Source organism: Cellulomonas sp. P5_E12 (assembly GCF_054049315.1).
Map to the genome: position 1 here is coordinate 105,315 of NZ_JBFUMP010000003.1, position 21,481 is coordinate 126,795.

General features: G+C 68.5%; 15 protein-coding genes. 11 read left to right on the forward strand and 4 right to left on the reverse strand.

The features are described 5' to 3' along the window. Positions 1-95: 95 nt before the first annotated feature. Positions 96-1,043: an alpha/beta hydrolase gene (locus tag ACXJKA_RS03350; protein WP_456823757.1), complete on the reverse strand. Its 948-nt coding sequence runs from the start codon at positions 1,041-1,043 to the stop codon at positions 96-98. A 1,113-nt stretch (positions 1,044-2,156) separates the two neighbouring features. Here ACXJKA_RS03350 and ACXJKA_RS03355 point away from each other — a divergent pair. The 3 genes from ACXJKA_RS03355 to ACXJKA_RS03365 all read left to right on the forward strand — a co-directional run bounded on the left by ACXJKA_RS03355 (position 2,157) and on the right by ACXJKA_RS03365 (position 5,755). Further along, a complete protein-coding gene (locus ACXJKA_RS03355; protein WP_456823758.1) occupies positions 2,157-3,194 on the forward strand; it encodes a diacylglycerol/lipid kinase family protein in 1,038 nt (345 codons plus the stop codon). Continuing rightward, positions 3,191-3,871, forward strand: a complete 681-nt coding sequence (locus ACXJKA_RS03360) for a phosphatase PAP2 family protein (protein WP_456823759.1) — start codon at positions 3,191-3,193, stop codon at positions 3,869-3,871. The genes ACXJKA_RS03355 and ACXJKA_RS03360 overlap by 4 nt, the downstream gene beginning before the upstream one ends. Positions 3,872-4,204: 333 nt before the next feature. Beyond that, positions 4,205-5,755 carry an outer membrane protein assembly factor BamB family protein gene (locus tag ACXJKA_RS03365; RefSeq protein ID WP_456823760.1) on the forward strand — a complete coding sequence of 517 codons (1,551 nt, stop codon included), beginning with the start codon at positions 4,205-4,207 and terminating at the stop codon, positions 5,753-5,755. A gap of 262 nt (positions 5,756-6,017) precedes the next feature. Here the strand turns inward: ACXJKA_RS03365 and ACXJKA_RS03370 are convergent, their stop codons facing one another. Continuing rightward, positions 6,018-6,659 carry a class I SAM-dependent methyltransferase gene (locus tag ACXJKA_RS03370; RefSeq protein WP_456823761.1) on the reverse strand — a complete coding sequence of 214 codons (642 nt, stop codon included), beginning with the start codon at positions 6,657-6,659 and terminating at the stop codon, positions 6,018-6,020. Positions 6,660-6,971: 312 nt separating this feature from the next. On the opposite strand from ACXJKA_RS03370, the gene ACXJKA_RS03375 reads away from it, so the two are divergent. The 8 genes from ACXJKA_RS03375 (at position 6,972) to mcrC (ending at position 19,550) form a co-directional block, all read left to right on the forward strand. Next, complete coding sequence (locus ACXJKA_RS03375; RefSeq protein WP_456823762.1) at positions 6,972-8,429, forward strand: vanadium-dependent haloperoxidase; 1,458 nt, start codon at positions 6,972-6,974, stop codon at positions 8,427-8,429. 557 nt (positions 8,430-8,986) lie between these two features. Beyond that, complete coding sequence (locus ACXJKA_RS03380) at positions 8,987-10,039, forward strand: Gfo/Idh/MocA family protein (RefSeq protein ID WP_456823763.1); 1,053 nt, start codon at positions 8,987-8,989, stop codon at positions 10,037-10,039. 279 nt (positions 10,040-10,318) lie between these two features. Next, positions 10,319-11,215 carry an alpha/beta fold hydrolase gene (locus ACXJKA_RS03385; protein ID WP_456823764.1) on the forward strand — a complete coding sequence of 299 codons (897 nt, stop codon included), beginning with the start codon at positions 10,319-10,321 and terminating at the stop codon, positions 11,213-11,215. A 630-nt stretch (positions 11,216-11,845) separates the two neighbouring features. Beyond that, positions 11,846-12,319, forward strand: a complete 474-nt coding sequence (locus tag ACXJKA_RS03390; protein WP_456823765.1) for a hypothetical protein — start codon at positions 11,846-11,848, stop codon at positions 12,317-12,319. Positions 12,320-12,656: 337 nt separating this feature from the next. After that, entirely contained in the window at positions 12,657-12,926 is a 270-nt protein-coding gene (locus ACXJKA_RS03395; protein ID WP_456823922.1) for a PH domain-containing protein, read from the forward strand. Between the two features lie 70 nt (positions 12,927-12,996). Then, entirely contained in the window at positions 12,997-16,086 is a 3,090-nt protein-coding gene (locus ACXJKA_RS03400; protein ID WP_456823766.1) for a DUF3427 domain-containing protein, read from the forward strand. Positions 16,087-17,115: 1,029 nt separating this feature from the next. Further along, complete coding sequence (locus tag ACXJKA_RS03405) at positions 17,116-18,504, forward strand: AAA family ATPase (protein WP_456823767.1); 1,389 nt, start codon at positions 17,116-17,118, stop codon at positions 18,502-18,504. Further along, entirely contained in the window at positions 18,501-19,550 is a 1,050-nt protein-coding gene (gene mcrC, locus ACXJKA_RS03410; RefSeq protein ID WP_456823768.1) for a 5-methylcytosine-specific restriction endonuclease system specificity protein McrC, read from the forward strand. Before ACXJKA_RS03405 ends, mcrC begins: the two co-directional genes overlap by 4 nt. Positions 19,551-19,829: 279 nt before the next feature. On the opposite strand, the gene ACXJKA_RS03415 is transcribed toward mcrC, so the two are convergent. Both ACXJKA_RS03415 and ACXJKA_RS03420 read right to left on the reverse strand, forming a co-directional pair. After that, complete coding sequence (locus ACXJKA_RS03415; protein WP_456823769.1) at positions 19,830-20,369, reverse strand: hypothetical protein; 540 nt, start codon at positions 20,367-20,369, stop codon at positions 19,830-19,832. After that, a complete protein-coding gene (locus ACXJKA_RS03420) occupies positions 20,366-21,190 on the reverse strand; it encodes a hypothetical protein (RefSeq protein ID WP_456823770.1) in 825 nt (274 codons plus the stop codon). Before ACXJKA_RS03420 ends, ACXJKA_RS03415 begins: the two co-directional genes overlap by 4 nt. Between the last annotated feature and the right edge of the window lie 291 nt (positions 21,191-21,481).

Here is a 21,481-nt window from a genome sequence, read left to right on the forward strand (position 1 = left end):
GATCACGACCAGCAGTACGTAGGCCATGGACGCGGAGAGCAGCCCGATGGCCACGAGTGCAGCGACCCGGACCCCTCGACGTCCCGCTCGCGCCCTCATCGCGTCACCTGCGCGAGGAACGCGAGCGTGGCAGTGAGAGCGGAGCGCGCCTGCGGTGTGCTGAAGTCGAACTGGTACTCGTGGCCCAGACCGGTCCCCTCCGGCCAGAACAGCGTCGTGGTGGGCACAGCCCTCCCACGCAGCGCTGCGGCGAGCTCGGCTGCCTGCGTGCGGAACGGGTCTGCGTCGCCCACCGACACGAATGTCGGCGGAAAGGCGGAGGTCGCCTCCGTCGCGGAGGAGAGCTCGGCCGCTCGCGGGTCCTGCAGCCAGTCCCGATGACCGGTGTAGGCCCAGAGGTAGGTGCGGAGACCGGGGAAACCGGTCTGGCCCACGGTCTGCATGTCGTACAGCCCGCAGAACAGCACGACTCCGCGCAGCCGCTCGTGAGCAGCGGGAACGGCGATGCCGATGGCGCTCGCAAGCGCGGGGTCGGATTCCGCGGCGGCGGTCTCGCTCGCGATCTGCGCGCCAGCGGAATCGCCGCCGATCGTGAGCGCCAGCGGATTCCCGCCGAGGCCATCGGCGTGCGCGCGCAGGTAGTCGAGGGCCGCGGCCGCTTGCCGCACCTGCACCGGGTGCTTCGCGGTCGGCGCGAGCGTGTAATCGAGGTTCCCGACGACGAAGCCGGATGACGCGAGGAGGATCGCGTAGTCGGCGACGGTCGCCGACGAGCTCGACACGAACCCGCCGCCGTGCACCCAGAGGATCATCGGATGGCGGTCAGCGGAGCGGCTCGCAGGTTCGTAGAGATCGACGTGCGCCCCGGAGGCACCGAGGGCGACGCGGCGCATCGGCGCCACGGCTCCCCGGTCGGCGGCGAAACCGGCGGGCGGTGTGACGAGCGGTTTCGCCTCGAACACCGATTTGATGATCAGCGCCCCTGGCTGCAGCGAGACCTGGTAGACGCCTGCACCGGTCAGCGCTCCGAGGGCGATCGCCAAGAGAACGACGAATGCGCGACGGCGGGCTCGCGAGCTCCTGTGAGGCTCGCGGTCGAAGGCGGACCCGTAGTCCTCGCCGGGGAGCGCGGCGTCGTCATCGTTCATCTGCGATCTCCTTACCCAGTGGCCGAACGGGCTCCAACGGAGATATCCGCGGACGTCGATTCCGTCGTCCATCGCGGGACGGAGCGAAAGCAGCGCGGTTCGGGTGACAGCGATGCGACGCTCGTCGTCGGCGACCGCGACGCCGCTCTCCGTCGGGCAGCACGCGCTACGCGTCGGACGGCTCCACCGAGCGCGTCCGGCAGGAATTGCCAACCTGTCGATGTCGGATCGGCGCGCTCCGGTGCCATCGGCCGGCCGCCAACACCGAGTTGTCGCTCATCGAACATCTCTGCCTCCGGCCGTCACGCGTGCGCACGGAGCCATTCGACTCGGTGCGCGAGCGCCGTGCGTGTCCCTAGGAGGACCTCCTTCCGCGAGGCATTCGGTGCCTGCGGAGATCCCGCCAGCCTCGCCCCTCGGTGCGCACCGGATCTGTTGACGGCGTCAACCAGTGGTGCCTCGGTTGCGCATTGGCGCAGGTCAGAGGCATTGGCGATGTGGAGGTTGGCGGGAATCGAAGCGATTCGGCCAGGCCCGACAGACGAGGGCGAACGTGTGATCTGCAGGTCCACCATCGCGGATCCGTCGATCCCGACCCCATTCGGGCCGATCCGTTGACGTGGTCAACACAACTGGCATGGCAGCGAAACTGCACACTCACCTCGCTGCCGAGGCTCCCCGGGCCGAAGCGACCGGTGTGTCGATCGGTCGTCAGCGTTGGGCGCTCCAAGCGCCTCGCACCGCACTGAGCGCGTCGCCGGCCGAGACGTTGAGCTTTGTCTGGTGGGCGAGCGATCGCACGAACATTCAATGCGGCGGCCGACCCGGCCGGCACTAGGGCCCCGGCAGATGGACGACGCCGCCACGCATCAGGCTCGAGAGAGCGGCGGTACGGACAACGCAACGGGTCGCGCCGCCCGATCACTCGCTGACCATCCGGGCTCGCCGACCTCGACGTGCCTGACTATCGTCAGTATCCGAATCGATCGGGCGTCGGGAGGCACCGGCATGTCGCACCCGAGTGCCGGCACCGGCGCCGGCGCGCAGCGCCACCAGCGGCACGCCGCCAACCGTGCGCCCCGGCCGACGCACCCTGTCCTGCTGATGAACCCGAGATCAGGCGGCGGCAAGGCGACCAAGTTCGGGCTCGAGGACCGCTGCCGCGACCTTGGCGTCGAGCCCGTCGTGCTGAGTCCGGGCGACGACCTCGAGGCGCTGGCCGAGGCCGCCGTCGCGCGGGGCAGCGACCTGCTCGGCATGGCCGGCGGCGACGGCTCGCAAGCGCTGGTCGCCGCCGTCGCAGCCCGGCACGGGATCCCGTTCGTCGTGGTGCCCGCCGGCACGCGCAACCACTTCGCCCGCGACCTCGGCGTCGGGACGGGTGTCGTCGGCTCCCTGGCGGCGTTCGTCGACGGCGTCGACGTCCGCGTCGACCTGGCCGAGGTCAACGGCCGGGTGTTCGTCAACAACGCGTCGATGGGCGCGTACGCCCAGCTGGTCCGCTCGCCGCGGTATCGGGAGTCGAAGGTCCGCACCGCTGTCGAGCTGCTCCCCGAGCTGGTCGGCCCGTCGGCTGCGCCCGTCGACCTGCGGTTCACGCTGCCCGGCGGCGGGCTGGCGACGACGGCCCAGGTGCTTCTCGTGTCGAACAACCCCTATGACCTGTCCGTTGCACCGCGCGGCGCAGGACGTCCGAGGCTCGACGATGGCCTGCTGGGCATCGCCTCGCTGCGCGTCGTGAGCGGTGCGGAGGCTCAACAGCTGGCCGCGCTGACCGCGGCCGGGCTCAGCGAGCTGTTCCCCGGATGGGACGAGTGGACGACGACGTCGCTCGAGGTCGCCTCCGACCAGCCCGTCGCCTTGGGCATCGACGGTGAGGCTCTCACCCTCGATCCCCCACTGCACTTCGTGACCCGCCAGGGTGCGCTGGTCGTGCGCGTCGCCCGCGACCGGGTCCAGAGCAAGCCGACACTGCTGTCGAGCGGGAAGCGACCCTTGCCATTCACGGCGCTGTCGCGGCTGATCTCCGGACGGGGCCTGACGTGAGCGCGCCAGTCGGCGGCAACCCGGTGCCGCCCGCGGACGGTTCGACGGCGGACGGCCGGGAGCCGGTCGAGGACTGGTTGGCCCAGCGGATTGCCGACGCCGTGCCGGGCGAGCAGCCCGAGGCGCTGCTCCGCGTCCTGCGCACGCTCGGCCGGTGGGACCGTCAGGCTTACGAGGCGGTGGCCGAGTGGTCGACGCCGCTGCTCGACGAGCCGATGCGGATCGTGGCCCAGGCGGCCAACCACTCCAAGCCCTGGATCGCCACCGCGGCGCTCCTCGCGACCTTCGGCGGGCGCAGGGGGCGGACCGCCGCACTGGCGGGTGTGGCGGCCATCGCTGCGACATCCTTCGTCGTGAACCAGCCGATGAAGCGCGCCGGGGCCCGACTCCGACCGGACCGGCACGCGCTGCGCGTGCCGGCACCGCGGTGGGTGCCGATGCCCACGTCGACGTCCTTCCCGTCCGGGCACTCCGCGTCCGCCGCCGCGTTCGCCGCTGCCGTTGGGCAGGTCCTGCCCKAGCTGCGGATCCCGTTACGCGTCGCCGCGGCCACCGTCGCGCTGTCCCGCGTCTACACCGGCGTCCACTACCCCGGCGACGTTCTGGTCGGTGCCGTGACGGGCGCGGTCGTCGGCCGTCTCGCTGCGCGCCTCGTCCTGAGGGCCACCGACTCCTGAGGGCCACCGACCGCCGAGGTCCCCGAACCACGTCACGACACGGGCGCTCGATGGACGCCGGCGCCTCCCCCGCTGCCTCTGCCCCCCGGCGTCAGGCGGCCGCCGGGACTCCGACTCGCCGCATCAACGCGCAGCGTGTTGTCCACCTGGCGAATCTGCATGCCTGTTCCAGCGTCGCCGTACCGGATGACGCGGAGGAGGTGGCGGGAGTCGGAGGCGATTCGGCCAGTTGCGGCGGAGGGTCGCGGACGTCTGATCTGCACGTCCGCGTTCGCGGATCCGTCGGGCCGACGACTGGGTCTTTCGAGTCCGGGCCGGCGTAGTGTCCGAAGCATGTCGCGCGGCAAGGGGATGCGTGATGTCGAACTTGACGACGGCGGACCGGACGACGGTGGACCGGGGGCCGGCGACGAGGCGGCGCGGGCGCGCGGGGATCCGGGACAAGGACAGCGCGAGCCGGTCCCAGCCGTCGCTGCCGACGGTGGGGTCGGACCGGCGCTGTGGGCTCGTCGTCGATGGCTGCTCCTCGCGTGCGCACTGGCACTGCTCGCGGCGGTCGTGGTCGTCGACGGCGTCCGGGCCCGGGCCAGGGATGCTCACCTCGCCGCCGTGGCAGGCCTGCTCGAGCCGATGGACTCCTCGCTGCGGGAGGTGTGGACCCAGCCGGGCGGCTGGGGGCATCCGGCGGTGCACGGCCCCGACCTGATGGTCAGCCTCTTCGGGGACCCCCGGGAGGGCTTCCGGCTMGTCGGGAACGACATCGTGACGGGCGAGCAGCGGTGGGACGTCGCGCTTCCCGAGGTCGCCAGCGAGCTGGACGTGGGATGTCGAGCTCTTGGTCCGGACGTTCAAGGGCTGATCTCGGTGTTCCACGCTCGCTCGGGACCGCGTGCGGTGAGCACGCACATCGTCTGCCGCTTGGTTGTCCCCGCCGCCCCGGGTGCCGAGCTCCCGGCGCACGGCCCCCGATCCGAGGCCCGCTTGGTGGTTCTCGACGCGCAGACCGGGGAGAGGGTCAGCGATCGGAGCCTCGAGTACGGGTTCGGCACCGTGGAGACGCTCGGCTCCGACATCCTGGTGACGACCGTGCTCTCGGACGGACGCGTGCAGGTGACACGCGAGGATCCGCTGACCGGTCGGGTGCGTTGGACCGCCCGGAGCGAGCAGCCGCTGCCCGGGGCCGGGTCGGAACAGGGGCCACGGGCACTTGAGACGAGGACTGAGCACGGCGTCATCGTGGTGAGCGGTCTCATGGCGTTGGCCCTGTCCGAGGACGGGGAGGTCCTGGGTGAGTGGCCGGAGGAGGGCGGCCAGCGGCCGGTGGAGCTCACCGTGCTCGCCGACGGGCGATTCGTCGTGGGCTCCCCGAGCGTTCAGGGCCCGTACGGCACCGTCTCTGCCTCCGATGCCGGGAATGGTTTCCCGATCGACCGTCCTCTCCTCCGGCTCGCCGTCGACGACGGCTCGGCGAGCGACCTGCTCTTCACCACCAGCGCGACGGCCGCCGAGATCGTCGCGCTCGACGCCCGGACCGGTGAGCCCAGATGGAGCGCGGAGGCGACGCCTGAGGACTGGGAACTCCTGCTGGACGACCGCCTGATCACCACCTTCGGGGACGACCTCGTCGCGGTGGACACCCGCACCGGCAAACGCCTGTGGACAGCTCCGGACGATCTGCGGGTCCGTCGTCCCCTGCTCACCGATGGTCACGTCGTCCTCTTCGCGACGGGGTACGACGACCAGGAGCCGATCCTCACGGCGGTCGACATCACTGACGGGCGTGTGCTCTGGACGGCTGCGGGGCCACCGGGCACCGTGGCGTTCTTCGAGATCGGCCGCCGCCTCATCGCCCTGCAGCAGGAGCAGATGACCCGCCTGGGCTGATGCACGCCAACGGCGAGCCGCTTGAGCACCCGCCGGCTCTCGTCGTGGGGCGTCGCGYGCCGCGCCGGTCTGTCAGCGCCACCCTGTCTGCGCGGTTCGCGTACACGCAACAGAGCATCTTGGCCGACTCCGCGAGGGCTCGAAGAGCGGGGCCGGTGGCGGCACGGTCACTCACTGTGCTCTACCTACGAGCGCGACTCCAAGCAGACACTCGACCACTGCGCTCGCCGCCAAACAAGAACGGATATCTGGGCACGCCCGATCATCGTTCGAACCCGACGACATCCCAGACCAGGCCAGACCGATGGTAGCGAGGGGTCAGTCCCTGGGCTGTCAGCACGTCCACCATGGCCGGGGGCGAATGGACGAAGGCGCGGAAGTCGTTGCGCCTCAATCGTCGCAACGCGTTCTCACACCACAGCGCCACACGAGTCATCCCGCTGCGTGGTGGGTGGGAAAAGACCAACAGCCGCCGGGTATGGCTACCCGCGGCCGCGAGCAGCCGTTCGTAATCCGGGTAACAGCACACGACGCGGTGCAGCACGACCACGTCGGCCGGCTCGACGTCGTCTGGAGCCGTCGCGATGTCGAGGAACCGGCGGCTTACTCGTCCGGTCAATCCGGATTGCTCGAGCAGAAGCCGGGCCTCGTGTTCGTAGTTGGTCGAGAGCTCCAGGTTCGTCGCCGAGGCCGCTCCGCGGCGTAGAAGCTCGATCTGGATCTCGCCAACGCCCCCGCCTATCTCCAGGATCGTGGCGCCCTCGATGCCGCGCTCGGTGAGAAAACCGACCAGCCGCTCCTCGACACGGGTCAGGCCGCGCTCGCGGAACCGCTCTGCGATCTGGCGCGCGAACCGGTCGGTGAACGTGGCCTGATAGTCGCCTCGACCGCAGCAATCGCCCACCTTGCGAGTATCGGGCTGCCCGGTGTGACAACGCCATCGTCAGGGTGAATGGACCCGATCTCGGCACCGGAGCTGGCCGAGGTCAGAGGCGTCGACGTCCGGTCGGTCGCGGGACTTCTCGCCTGGCCAGGCCGCACGGCTCCGAGCATGGGCCGGCGACTCACGTCAAGATGCCCCCGTGTGGGTCTCCCGTAGTGCCTTGACGTGCTGCCGCGTTGGGCGTAGGCCTGTAAGGCGGCCGCTGTCCTCGCCACCCGACGGTAGATCCGGGCATCCAGCCTCTTGTCGCGGACAGTCTCCGTTGGAGGCCTCATGCGCCCACCCAGCCGTACGTGGCTCGCCTCGCTCACACCCCATCCCGGGAGGTTCTCGACGGGGCTCGTGGCCGCTGCCGTCGCGGCGGTCGCCCTGGCAGCACCGGCAACCGCCTCCCCGGTGGCGGCCGCGCCCCCGCCGAGCGCGCATCAGGTCGACGCACACCACCCCTCGCCCAGCACCCCGGCGGGCTCCCCCAACGCGGTGATCGCCTGGAACGCGCACGCCGGCGCGGCTTCGGTCGACGCGTGCTTCATCGGCGGCAACGGGCCCCAGGAAGCCCGGATGTACGCCATGATGCACATCGCCATCCACGACGCCTTGAACGCCATCGACCGCCACTCGCGGCCGTACGCCGCCGACCTGCACGCCGCACCAGGAACGTCCACGGACGCGGCCGTGGCGACGGCCGCTCGTGACGTGCTCGTCCCCACCCTCGGCTCCTTCTCCTTCTTCCTCCCCGCCGACTGCCTGAACGCCGGCGTCGCCAGCGTCGAAGCCGACTACGCGACCGCCCTGGCGGGCGTTCCGGATGGTGCCGCCAAGACGCAGGGCATCGCGCTCGGGCACCAAGCCGCGTCCGCGGTCCTCACCCTGAGGGCCGACGACGGCTACGACACGCCTCTGACCGACCCGAACTTCCAGGAAGGCACGGAGCCTGGCGAGTACCGCTACACCCCGGGCACGCCGTTCGCCTTCTACCCGCACCTCGGCGAGGACCTGCGCCCATTCTCTCTAAAGGACGGTGCCCAGTTCCGGCCGCGCGGTCCGCTGTCGGTGACGAGCCCGAAGTACGCAGCCGACGTCAACGAGATCCAGCACCTCGGTGGCGACGACGTGACGACCCCGAGCGACCGCACACCCGACCAGACGCAGATCGCGCTCTTCTGGGTCGAGAGCTCACCGCTCATGTGGAGCCGCATCGCCAGGACCGTCGCGACGAGCCAGGGGCTCGACCTCTGGGAGAGCGCCCGGCTGTTCGCCCTGCTCAACACGGCGCTGACCGACGGCTACATCGGCACCTTCGAGGCCAAGTACCACTACCTCTTCTGGCGCCCGGTCACCGCGATCCAGCTGGCCGACACCGACGGCAACCCCGCCACCATCGCCGACCCGACCTGGACGCCGCTGCTGCCGGTGCCGCCGATCCCCGACTACGACTCCGGGCACGCGGTCGAAGGCGGAGCCGGTGCGCAAGTCCTGAAGCGGTTCTTCCACACCGACCGCATCTCGTTCACGAACTGCAGCTACACGCTGCCCAGCGGGCAGACGTGCGCGGACCCGGCGCCGACGCTGCGTAGCTTCACCAGCTTCTCCCAGGCGGCACAAGAGAACGCCGTCTCGCGCATCTACGTCGGCTACCACTTCCGCGACGCGGTGGAAGTCGGCACCCACCACGGGGAGAAGATCGCGAACTGGACCGTGGCCCACATCCTGCAGCCCAGTCGCCGGTAGGACGACACGGCTCACCTGCGGCTTCAATGACGTCCCGCTAGCGGCCTCATCGGTTGACGGCATCAACCACTGTCGCCCGGAGTCGCGCGTTTACGCAGGTCAGGGACGCAGAAACCGTGGAGGCGGCGGGAATCGAAGGCACTTCGGCGGGTCGCGGCGGACAAGCGAGAACGCCTGATCTGCACGTCCGCGATCGCACATCCATCGACCCTGACCCGATTCGAGCGGTTCTGTTGACGTGGTCAACGTGAGGCTCCCGCAGTGAACGGGTCCACCCGGGCGCAGCGGTCAGGGCACGTGCGCCCCGCCGTTGACGTTGATGACCTCGCCCATCACGAAGCTGGACTCAGGCGGGTGCCTGCTCGACCGGCTGGCTCGTCCGGCCGAGCCAGGAGGAGTCCCCGAAGCCGTTCAGGGAACCAGGACGTCGAGAACCTGCTGGTGTCGATGCTGCCGTGGGCGCGCGGCGGCGCCGAGGTGCCACCGGCAGACGATTGACTCGCACGCCGCGTGACGTTTCACTGCAGGAACGCGCTGCCCGACGACGGGGGAAGGTCATGACCGAGAGCCCGGGTGTCGTCAACAGTGCCGCCGACGAAGGAGCGGGGGCGGCACTCTCCGACTCCGGAAGCGGCTCGCCTCTGCGCGTCGCGGTCGTCGGCCCCGGCGGGTGGGGTCGACAGCACATCCGGGTGTTCACCGAGCGGTCCGACACGACCGTCGTCGCGATCGTCGGGAGGACCGACGAGCGCGTACGACGGCAGGCAGCAGAGGCGGGCACCACGGGCTACACCGACATCGCTGCGATGCTGGACGCCGCCCAGCCGGACCTCGTCACTGTCGCGCTGCCGAACGAGCACCACTTCGCCCCGACGCTCCAGCTGATCCGCAGCGGCGTTCCGCTCCTCGTCGAGAAGCCTTTCGTGTTCGATCTTGCCGAGGCGGACCAGCTCCTTCGCGAGGCGGCCGAGCGGGACCTGTTCCTGGCGATCAACTTCAACCACCGCTACGCCGAGCCGATGCTCCGCGCACGGGCCGCGATCACGGCCGGCACCCTCGGCGAGATCGTGTTCACGAGCTGGCGTTTCGGAGGCGAGGCGAACATCGGCACGCACCCGCACGCCCAGCTGATCGAGACGCAGTGCCACGCGTTCGACACGATCGAGCACCTGTGCGGACCGATCGTGTCCGTGATGGCCCAGATGGCGCGGCCCCACGACGGCCCATACACGACCGTCGCCATCGCGCTCGAGCTCGCGAACGGCGGCGTCGGCAGCCTCGTCGGCACCTACGACTCGTCGTACGCCTACCCCCTGACCCACCAGCTGGAGATCAACGGGCGCGCCGGACGCCTGCTGGTGGAGGACACGGTGCGCCGGCTGACGGTCTCGACCGTCGGCGACGAGACCAGCCAGGTGTGGCAGGCCGGGTACTTCAACGACGAAGCCCGGCAGTTCCAGCGCACCTTCGACCGACATGTCGACGCACTGCTGCCCGCCCTCCGGTCTGGAGGCCAACCACCGATCCACGCTCGTGCGGGCCGCCGCGCGCTCGCACTGGCCCTGGGCTGCATCGAGTCCTTCGAGACGGGCCGACGAGTGCCGGTCTGAGCGTGCTCCGGACGCGGCACGCGCCAGAGTGGTGCGGACCGTCCGGCGGCGTGCCCCCTTCGGTCCGCCCGGCTATCGCCAGCGGACGCCGACGATCGTGGCGAGGTCGCGGCCAGCCGGACCTCCGTCGCCCGCAGCGCCGGATGCTCCAGCCAGTACCGCCGAGCGTCGTCGTGCTCCTCGGCGCAGGTCAAGCCCGAGAGTGCGAACGCCTCCCCCAGGCGGTGGACCGAGGGGTCGATACTGTCGCCGAAGAACGGGGTGCGCCCACTTGGTTGAATGGGACCTAGCACGGGGCCGATCGCGCACCGCCATGTGGCGCACAACCTGGACAACCCGCAGCGGGTGGCTGGCAGCTGGGCTTCCAGCACGCTCGCCGACGAAGGGAGCGGACCCGTGTCCGCAGCGTCTTCCGCACAGCAGTCGGCACTCCCCCCGGGGACTCAGGGGACGGCCGTGTTGGTCCACGGCGGATGGGGCAACCCGTCCGACTGGCTCTGGGTCCGGCAACCCCTCGAGGCGGGGGGCATCCACGTTCTGGCACCGGACCTGCCGTCCCATCGGTCAGCGACCGCCGGGCTCATGGACGACAGCGAAGCCGTTCGCGAGGCGATCCGTGCCAGCGAGACTCCCGTCGTCGTCGTCGGTTGGTCCTACGGCGGTGCCGTCATCACAGCCGCCGCCGACGCTGAGCCCGACGTCGCCGGCCTGGTCTACGTCAGTTCGGTCCCTCGCGATGAGGGCTTCGTCCAAGACGACGACTGGTTGGACGGCAACGAGCACCTCATCTGGTTTCCCGACGGCACGTACGCGCTCGACAACCGATGGTGGCTGGACGACGAGGCCGGCGCGACCTTCCCACCCGAAGTACGCGCCGTATTGCGTGACCATCCCCGGCGCCCCATCGCGCCGAGCGCCATGGCGAACCGACAGGTGGGCGCCGCCTGGCACGCGATCCCGGCGGTCGTGCTGATGGGACGCACCGACTACTTCCTGACCGAGTCAGACCTGACCTGGATGGCCACACAACCCTCCCTCGATCTGCGGATGCTCGACTGCGACCACTTCGTGCCGTTCCGTCAGCCGCAGGCCGTCGCCGACGCAGTGCTCGAGCTGCTCGCACGTCCCCCGGGGCTCTCCGCGGCGCCACGTTCAGATGATCGGGTTCAGCCCTAAGTCGCAGCCCAGACACTTGGCTCCGCTCAGGGGGCCGATCCGTGCGGCGACCGCGGCGAGGTATCCGCCGAGAGACAGTGGTCCCACAACGGCTGGCAGCGAAGCCCGCTGAGAACCTTGGGCCGCCCTTCCGGCCGCCCCAAGAACAAGGTGGCCGTCGTCCCGTCCCTCGGCCAGGCGCGCCCCCGCAGGTAGTCACGCACGTCGACGAGCTCGGGTCCGACGCGCCTCGCATCGACGATGCTGTCGGCTCTCGGTCGCACCAGTGGCGCGCTCGCCGCCAGCGGCCAGTAGGGAATCGAAGGCGTTTCGGCGGGTACCGGCGGACGATGGCGAACGTCTGATCTGCATGTTCATGATCGCGGTTTCGTCGGCCCCTACCCGATTCCAGCCGATCCGTTGACATGGTCAACGACACACGACCTCGGTTCACGGCCGGTGAGCAGTGTGCGGGCTCGGCGCACGAGGCCGAAGACCAGGCCGATGGTGCTGCCACCCTCGCGTGCCGGCGAGTACCGTCGTGATCCCGGAGGTTACCCCCAGTTGGGCGTGTGGTGACCGGAGCAGAGAGCACCGTCGAGCCGCGCACTCTCCCATGCTCGCGAACGCCGCTCCGAAGGGACCGTCCTCATGATCACCGCACGCATCCGCACACTTTGCATAGCCACCGTCGCGCTCGCGACCGTCGGCGTCGTCGCCGCTCCGGCGCACGCCGCAGACGAGCTCTTCTTCCCCGCCGGCATGGCGTGCTCGTTCCCTCTTGCGACCATCAGCACCGGCGCGTCTGTCAAGATCCACGACAACCCGACGTTCATGACCACTGGCCTGGGCGGGAACCTCACCCTTACCAACGTCAGCACGGGCAGTTCGATCACCCTGCCGTCCAAGGGGGTCGCCGACAGGTACACCGCGCTCCCGGGCGGGGCCACCCGGGTCGAGTCGATGGGCAGCCACGTCATCATCCTGTTCCCGACGGACGTGCCGGCCGGACCGACCACCACCTTGTACACCGGCCGGGTCGTCTACGCAGTCGACGCACAGGGGAACTGGACCCTGGTCTCGACCTCCGGAAGGGCGCGCGACCTCTGCGCCGAGCTCGGCTGAGCGGCCGGAGTACCTGCCTCCGTCCGCGGGAGCGGACGAGTGTCGTGATCGCCGCGGTCATCTCGTCGGCCGGCACGGCCGCCCTGCTCATGTGCATCCAGTCGCTCTAGCTCGTCGGCGGAGGCTTCGGTGGCCCTCGACGACGTCTGCTGTCCAACGACTCGTGGACAGGTCCTGCAAGTGCTGCTCCGCCGTTTCGGGCATCTCGCGCCGGTCGACGGGCGTGGCTCGGTCTGTTCCTGCTCTAAGCCGGAATGTGCGTCGCCAGCGAGGTCACCCGGTGGGACCGCAATGACAGGTCTGCATCCTGTACGGCATCGTGCTGGCACTGGCCGGGATGCGCCAGTACCGAGTCCGTCTGGAGGCTGACGGCCAGGGCGTGAAGGTGGTCAACTTCTTCGGGTCGCACACCTTCGTCTGGGTCGAGGTCAGGCACGCTCCTTCAACGAGGGCGCACGGGGACGTCAGATCGCAGGTCGCCGACACAGTCAGGAGACGGGAATCGAAAGCGCTGCGACGAGCCTCGGCGGACGACGGTGAACCTCTGATCTGCACCTCCGCGATCGCGGATCCGTCCGCCCCGACCCGATTCGAGCCGATCCGTTGACGTGGTCAACAGGACCGCTCCCCCACACAGCTGCGCACCGGCCCGCTAGGGGCTGTGTACTGTCACGAACGTGTCGGACCTCGAGCCCGGGCTCTACGAGCTTCTTGTCACGCGAGAGTTGCGAGACAAGCTCGGCAGCCTTCCCAACACGCTGGTTCCGCGCGACCACATCCTGAGCAGCGCCGACGCCGCCGATCGCATCGCTTGGCATGTCAGCCAACAAGTCGAGCGCGCTCTGCTCGACGTCAGCGAAGCGCAGCGAGTCGAAGTCGCACTCCGCGTCGCACAAGCGATGCTGCATCGACTCGGCGACTTTGCTGCCGCCGATGAGAGCGCGCAACTCGCGGAGCCTGCGTCGGTGCTGCACGCGATCTTGCGTCGCCGGCCCGACGGCAAGCCCGAGGAGATTTCGGCTCCGGCAATACCGCTGCTGGATACAACACTTCTGACCAACGCACCTGGCGAACCAACGCTCTGGAGTCAGTTGGGCTCCGAGATCGCCTCGGCGTCGTCCATTGACCTCGTCATGGCATTCATCCGGCGCAGCGGCATCACGCCGCTCCTCGATCGATTGCGAAAGCACTGCGCATCGGGCCGGTCGCTGAGGGTTCTGACAACGACCTACACAAACTCGACTGAGCGTGAGGCGCTCGAGCAGCTCGTGGAGCTCGGGGCCGAGGTGCGAGTGTCCTACGACCTCAGCTCGACCCGGCTGCACGCCAAAGCCTGGGTCTTCCATCGACAGACGTTCTCGACCGCCTACGTCGGCTCGTCGAACCTGACTCGCTCCGCCGCGGTTACAGGCTTGGAATGGAACGTTCGGCTGTCTGCCGCCCGCAATCCGGACGCCGTCGCCAAGTTCGGTGCGGTCTTCGAGAGTTACTGGTCGGGCGGCGACTTCGTGCCGTACAACGCCGAGCAGTTCGAAGTCGAGCAACAGCGTGCAGGGCGGACAGACGCCGGACCCAACATTATGCTGAGTCCAATTGAGGTCACGCCCCACCCCTACCAGTCGCGCCTCATCGAACTGTTGGAGGTCTCACGCCGGCAAGGGCATCACCACAACCTCCTCGTCTCTGCGACGGGGACCGGGAAGACGGTGATGGCGGCGCTCGACTACGCCACGTTGCGCGACCGGCTCGACAGCTCCCGGCTGCTCTTCGTCGCGCACCGCGAAGAGATCCTCGACCAGAGCCTTGCCACCTTCCGTCACACGCTCCGCGAAACTCAGTTTGGTGAGAAGTGGGTCGGTAAGTCACGGCCCCGTGACTTCCAGCACGTCTTTGCGTCGATCCAGAGCCTCAACGCGAACGGCCTGGCGTCTCTCGACCCGTCGCACTTCGACGTCGTGATCGTCGATGAGTTTCATCACGCCGCCGCTGCTTCATACGCTCGTGTGCTCGGCGGTCTGCGTCCCAAGGAGTTGCTCGGCCTGACAGCAACGCCAGAGCGCAGTGATGGTCTCCCAATCTTGCACTGGTTCGACGACCGCATCGCGGCCGAGCTGCGACTCTGGGACGCCATCGACCAACAACACCTCGCACCGTTCGTGTACTACGGCGTTCATGATGGACTGGACCTGCGCGAGATTCCCTGGCGACGTGGGCAGGGATACGACATCGATGGACTTACGAATCTCTACACCAGCTCTGACGCCTGGGCTCGTATGGTCGTCAAGCAAGTCGCCGACCATGCGGACATCGGTTCGATGCGGGGGCTTGGATTCTGCGTGAGTATCAAGCACGCCCAGTTCATGGCCCACCATTTCAACGCGAACGGAATCCCAGCGGTCGCGGTCTGGGGCGACAGCCCGTGGGACGAACGCGACGCTGCGCTCCGAGATCTCGCGGCCGGACGAGTTCGGATTCTCTTCTCGGTCGACCTCTTCAATGAAGGCGTCGACGTGCCCAACATCGACACGATCCTCATGCTTCGGCCAACGGAGAGCCCGACACTGTTCCTCCAGCAACTTGGACGAGGCCTCCGAAAGACCGGCACCAAGGGCGCATGCACGGTGCTCGACTTCGTCGGCACACACCGCACCGAGTTTCGCTTTGACCGTCGTTACCGGGCACTCCTAGGTGGTTCTCGACGGGACGTCGAGCGTGCCGTCGCGGACGGGTTCCCCTTCCTGCCCGCCGGATGCTCCATGCAGCTCGACCGTCGGTCTTCCGAGATCGTCTTGCGCAGCCTGCGAGAGGCGTTGCCGTCTCGGTGGCCGGCGAAGGTTGACGAGCTCCGGTCGTTGCGTCGAGGTGGCGACGACCTCACACTCGCGCGGTTCCTTGACGAGTCCGGGCTCGACCTGACGGACGTCTACGAGGGCAACCACTCGTGGTCGGATCTCCTCTCGGCGGCCGGAGCTCCATGCCTCCCCGAGGGGCCCCACGAACGATCTCTTCGACGAGCTGTGGGGCGCCTCCTTCACGTCGACGATCGCATCCGAACGTCGGGCTACGGACGATTGGCGGCCCGAGGGCAAGCCCCGCAGGTCGCAAACCTCGTCGAAGCCGATCGGCGGCTGCTCCACATGATGATCGCGGGACTATCGGATCAGGTGGTATCCAAAACTTCGTCACTGCAGGACGCCGTGGACCTCGTTTGGGAGCACCCGCAGGTCCTGGCGGAGATCTCGGAAATGTCGGCGATCCTCGGCGCCCGGATCGATCATGTCCACACGCCGCTCGCGAGCCACCCGGACGCACCCCTCCAGATTCACGCTCGCTACTCCCGGATCGAGATCCTGACCGCGCTCAGCCTTGTCGATCGCGCAAAGGCGTTCGCCTGGCAAAGCGGCGTGTTGGACGCCGGGACGGCAAATGCCGACCTCCTCGCGTTCACCCTCGACAAAAGCAGCGGCGGCTTCTCGCCGACCACGAGGTACCGGGATTACGCGATCAGCCGTTCGCTCATTCACTGGGAGAGTCAGTCCACGACCCGGGCCGACGGACCCACGGGCCGGCGCTACCGCGGCCACGAGCGCGATGGCAGATCCATCCTGCTGTTTGCTCGGCTGCGGTCTGACGACCGCGCCTTCTGGTTCTTGGGCCCGGCCACCTACCGAGGCCACGTTGGCGAGCGGCCGATGGCGATCACATGGGAGCTACACACACCGCTTCCCGGTGATCTCTATCAAGCTTTCGGTGCCGCAGTTGCCTAGTCGGAACTAGCCGGCCGCCCGCTAACTCTGCCCCCGAACCTCAACCGCTCGGTCCTGGGGCGACGGCACGGATCGCGCGTTGCTGCGCGCCCCGCCGACCGTCGTCAAGGCCCACCGGCGGCTACGGTCATGTGTAGGCCGTTCGCCGAGGAGCGGCGTCACATCGGGCGGACCGAGCCACCCGCCGGCAACGGAGTGCGCAACGATGAACCCAGAACCTTCCTACGACAGCGATGTCGCCGCCGCATTGGCGTCGCGGCCACACCACGCAATGGCGATCGCGCAGGATGTCGCCCTGATCTTCGACCACATGTTCGGTGACGGGCGTTCCGTGATCGATCCGGATGTGGCGATCTGGACCGGAGACGCGGCGGAGGACTTGCGGCGGCGGATTGAGGACAACCCGATTCTGGGCGCTGGCTCCAGTCAGTGGGACAAGCTGGAGCAACAGCTCGCCGGAGCCTCGCGAAATGTGGTTCTTCTGGCTGCGGAACTCGTCCTTCTACGCGAGCAGCCGGTGTTCAACGCGGCACCGGCCACCCGTCGCGAGCATCTCGCACGCACGCTGAAGATGTCCGAACCCGTCGCGGCGATCCCCGATTGGATGAACGCCTGTCTCGACCGGCCCACCGGGCAGGCGGGGTTCAAGGGTGGGCAGGGCTACAACGGTCGCCTGTGGCAGCACCTGATCTGGGCGGCCACGTTCGTCCGGGAGTGGTGCGGCCTCTCCGGGGTTGAGCGCGACCTCGCCAAGGGTGACCCCTGGCGTATGCAGCGGATCATGCTCGACTCCGGGGACGGCAACCCCGATATCCGCAACGCACTGCAGTTCCTCGCATTCCCCGACACGTTCGAGCCGATCTCGTCGGCGAACATGAAGGCGCAGATGCGGTCCGGGTTGGCAGTCGGATCGGTGAACCGAGCGGGACCGACGCCCAGTCGCTGGACCGCGACCTCCTCGCGATCCGCGCCTCGCTCTCAACGCAGATCGCGGAACCCTTCAACTTCTGGTCGCCGATCGTGCGCGACATGTGGGACACCGCTCCGTCGCCGGCGCCCGGTCCCGCCCTCGAGGAACCGCGGCCCCGCCACTACTGGCTCTACTCCCCCGGCGCACAGGCCTCCGAATGGGACGAGTTCTCGACCGTCGGGATCATGGCCATCGGCTGGCAGGAGATCGGCGACCTCGGCGGATACGCGAGCCGCGAGGCAATCCGCACCGACCTCGCCGCCGCGTCCGGATCGGCGTCCTCGATGAGGAACGACGTGCTGTGCCTGTGGCAGTTCCAGAACGAGATCGCGATCGGCGACATCGTCTACGCCAAGCGCGGCCGGCGAGAGCTCGTCGGTCGCGGTGAGGTCGTCTCCGCCGCGAGGTTCGAGCCCGAGCGCGGCGAGTACCGCCACGTCCGCTCGGTGAAGTGGACCAACGTCGGCGCGTGGGAGCACCCTGGCTCCGCGGTGATGAAGACGCTGACCGACATCACGTCTTACCGCGACTACGTTGGCAAGCTCGAAGCGCTCTTCACGGACGGCGACGTAGACACCATCGCAGAGGAGCTCGTCCGACCGGCGCCCGCCTACGACCGAGCCGCCTTCCTCAGCGAGGTCTACCTCACCGAGAACGCCTACGACCGACTGCGCGCCCTGCTTCTCCGCAAGAAGAACGTGATCCTCGCAGGCCCTCCCGGCGTCGGGAAGACATACGCCGCGCGGCGCCTCGCCTACTCGATCATGGGGGCGAAGGACCGCACCCGAGTCGAGATGGTCCAGTTCCATCAGAGCTACTCGTACGAGGACTTCATGATGGGTTACCGGCCGACCGAGTCCGGCGGCTTCATCCTCACCGAGGGCCCGTTCTACCGGTTCTGCGAGGAGGCCCGCAAGGACGACGCGAACCGGCCCTATTTCTTCGTCGTCGACGAGATCAACCGGGGCAACATCTCGAAGATCTTCGGCGAGCTGCTGATGCTGATCGAGGCGGACAAGCGCGGCCAGGAGATTCGGCTCCTCTACAAGAACGAGACCTTCTTCGTCGGCATGATGAACACCGCCGACCGCAGTCTCGCCGTGATGGACTACGCGCTCCGGCGCCGCTTCGGGTTCTTCGAGATGACCCCCGGGTTCGACTCGACAGGCTTCACCGCCTGGCAGCAGTCCGCCGAGAGCCTGGCCCTCAACGCGCTCGTCGACGTCGTCGTCGACCTGAACCGGGCGATCGCAGGCGACGACGCACTCGGACCCGGCTTCGCGATCGGCCACAGCTACCTCTGCCCGCCCGAGGACGACGACGCCGACGACGCCTGGCTCTATTCCGTCGTCGAGGACGAGCTCGTCCCCCTCCTCGACGAGTACTGGTTCGACGAACCGGAGATTGCCAAGCAGTGGGCCGGCAAGCTGCGCGGCGCCGTCAAGTGATCGACCGCAGCATCGTCATCCGCAACGTGTACGTGATGCTCGCGTACGCGTTCCGGGCGATGCGCGGCACCGGCACGCAGAGGATCGTCGCCGAGGAGTTCGACCACCTGCACGATCTGCTCGCTGAGATACTCGCCCGCGGCGTGGGCACGCAAGTCAAACGCGGCCTGCACCACGACTACCTCGCACAGAGCGAGGAGCTCGCCACGGTCCGCGGGCGCATCGACGTCACCCGCACGGTGAGCGCCCGGACGATGACGCGCGGCCGACTCGTGTGCGACTTTGACGAGTACGAGATCGACACGCCTCACAACCGAGCCTTGAAGTCGGTCATCGTGCTCCTCATCCGGCACGGCGAGGTCTCCGCGCCGCGCAAGGACGCACTTCGTCGAGTGCTGCCCTACCTCGACGCGGTCACGCTGATCGCTCCGAGATCGATCAGGTGGGATGCACTGACCTACCACCGCTCGAACGCGTCCTATCGACTCCTACTCGGTGTCTGCGAACTCGTCGTCCGCGGGCTTCTGCCCACCGAGACGGCGGGCACCACCCGTCTCTCGTCCTGGATCTCTGACGACAGCATGAGCTCGCTGTACGAGCGGTTCCTGCGTGAGTACTACGCAGTCCACCACCCCGAGCTTTCGCCGGGCGCACGGACCGTCCCCTGGGACATCGACCAACCAACCCAATTCAGCGGGCAGCTCCCCGAGATGCGTACCGACGTCACACTGCGCCGCGGCGGCCGCACGCTCATCATCGACGCGAAGTACTACGGGCAGACGATGCAGGTTGGCCAGTGGGGCAAGGCAACGGTGCACTCCGGGAATCTGTACCAGATCCTGACCTACGTGAAGAACGAAGATCGCGCCCGCGACGGGTCCGTGTGCGGCCTGCTGCTCTATGCACGGACCGACGCGGAGGCGCAGCCCGACCTCGACGTCGTCATCCAGGGCAACCGCATCGGCGCTCGGACACTCGACCTCAACCAACCGTGGGCGCAGATCGCCGCGGAACTCGAAGACATGCCGCTATGGCTTGCGCCCTGAGCCCGAACCCCTGGACTCGGGTCGCGAGCCGCGAGCTCGGCGATCGTCGCCTATTGGCCGACGCAACCGAGCCGGGGCTCGCCCAACGTCGCGCCGCGTACGTCGAGGCGTGGCTGCGCCGGACCGGTCCCGAACGGTGCCTTCGACGCACGAAACGCCGTCGACTACGGCGTGGAGCAGCACCTCGTTGGCGAAGACGTCCGCGCTGAGGTGGCCCGTGTGCTCTCGGATCATCGAGATCGCGCGGCGCGTGATCGAGCAGATGCCCCGTTCAGCGCGCTAGACGTTCCGGACGTCCCCGACCAGGGCGGCTGCCCGCCGGCGCCACTGTCCCCCGCGCGCCCAGGCCCACGCGATCGCGTCGGGGATGGCCAGGAGAGGCTCCTGCGCGGCCCGTTCGTGTCGGTACCGCATCGTCGCCTCTGCCCCTTCTCGCTGGACCGAGCGGAACAGCTGGATGCGGTCGCGGCGCTGCAGACTCTCGTCGAGCTCAAGGCAGATCTGCGAGCTGCCACCCAGCAGTGCGAGATCGTGGACCAGCCCGTCCAGGCAGCGGTCCCGCAGTTCGAGCTGCGTCTTGGCCGATCCCGCGGCGGCGCAATAGATCGTCGCCTTCACGCCGAGCGTCGAGAGGGTCGACAAGATCAGGCGACGTCGCGGGTCGCGTTCATGAACCATGTGCAGTCGGCTCTGCCCGTTGAGGCGTAATGCGTTGAGGGAATTCCGGGCACCCTGCAGGCCTTCCGGCACCATGCTCACGGTCACGAGCAAGTAGTCGTTCGACTTACTCTCGTCGGCGAACACGAGGCGAGGGCTCACGGCGAGGCCTTGCTCAAGCGGCTCGCTGCGGCCTCGAGGCGCAGCCGTTCGCGGGAGTCGGTGCTGAACGGCGGAGTCAGTGCTCGGTGGTGCACCTCGCGCCGTCCCGCAGGGTGGGCTGCGTCAGGAATCCTCTGGACCTTCTCGCGCATGATGCCGGCACGGCGCAGCTCGAGGTAGCCGCGCTCGGCGGTGCGTTCGCTAATCCCGTACCACTGGAAGGCCCGTTCCACCGGCATCGTGAACGTCAGTGGCCCTGCCGGGTTCTGAGTCTCCTTCAGCAGAATCAAGAGCATCGCCTTGCCGGGCAGGCGAAGCGTCTCGAAGGTCGTCGAAGTCCAGTACTCAAACGGCACCGTGAAGTACCCCCGGCCGCGACCGTCGTCCGCTCCGGACTCGACCCAGGACTCCCCGTCGCCGTTCTCACGCAGGAGCTCGATCGTCGGGGCGGCGGGTGACCCGCTGATCGAGAGGAGCGCCTTGCCCTGCAGGTATCGAAGGGAGTCGGCGACCGACCGCGTCGTGCACGGCCGGCGGGGGACGTCGATCATTCGCGCCCAGGATGCGAGCGTCAGCGGCTCGTCCACGAGCATGGGCTGGAGTGCGTGAACCGTCAGCAGCAGGTCCAACGCACGCTCGCGCCGCTCGGTCACGAGGTCGGCGAGGACGGACGGTCGCGGATCGTGAGAGTGCTGGACCATGTCCTTGCGAATCCGCACGAACCCGCGCTTGGCGCGCGCCAGCAGATCGCGACGCGTCTGAGCGGGGGAAGTTGCCGGCTCGTCGGCAATCCCCTCGAACGGATCGCGCTCCTCTGTCATGGTCGCAACTGTACAGTCCTCGCGCTGCACGGCGACGATCGGCGAAGGGGGCTAAGGACGTTCCCAGGTGCCAGTGTGAGATTACCTGCCGATACTCCATGCGAGACACGTGCTAACCCACTGCTATGCCAAACAGCCGAAGGGCGCCGGGGGCTCATCGCGACCGTGCCAGGTGGGGTGGTGCGGCATCCGGAGACGCTTTGCGGGTCACTTTGGGGCCCGGGGTGTCCTAACCTGGTGTCTGCTCGTCGCAGTAGTGACGAGAAGCGAGCCCGAGACCCTTCCGGATGG

Excerpts from the sequence above, each read along its gene's own strand:
- ACXJKA_RS03390 (WP_456823765.1), top strand. The coding sequence starts at position 11,846 with ATGATCACCGCACGCATCCGCACACTTTGCATAGCCACCGTCGCGCTC.
- ACXJKA_RS03375 (WP_456823762.1), top strand. The coding sequence starts at position 6,972 with ATGCGCCCACCCAGCCGTACGTGGCTCGCCTCGCTCACACCCCATCCC.
- ACXJKA_RS03385 (WP_456823764.1), top strand. The coding sequence starts at position 10,319 with ATGGGACCTAGCACGGGGCCGATCGCGCACCGCCATGTGGCGCACAAC.
- ACXJKA_RS03420 (WP_456823770.1), bottom strand. The coding sequence starts at position 21,190 with ATGACAGAGGAGCGCGATCCGTTCGAGGGGATTGCCGACGAGCCGGCA.
- ACXJKA_RS03355 (WP_456823758.1), top strand. The coding sequence starts at position 2,157 with ATGTCGCACCCGAGTGCCGGCACCGGCGCCGGCGCGCAGCGCCACCAG.
- ACXJKA_RS03395 (WP_456823922.1), top strand. The coding sequence starts at position 12,657 with ATGCGCCAGTACCGAGTCCGTCTGGAGGCTGACGGCCAGGGCGTGAAG.
- ACXJKA_RS03380 (WP_456823763.1), top strand. The coding sequence starts at position 8,987 with ATGACCGAGAGCCCGGGTGTCGTCAACAGTGCCGCCGACGAAGGAGCG.
- ACXJKA_RS03405 (WP_456823767.1), top strand. The coding sequence starts at position 17,116 with ATGTGGGACACCGCTCCGTCGCCGGCGCCCGGTCCCGCCCTCGAGGAA.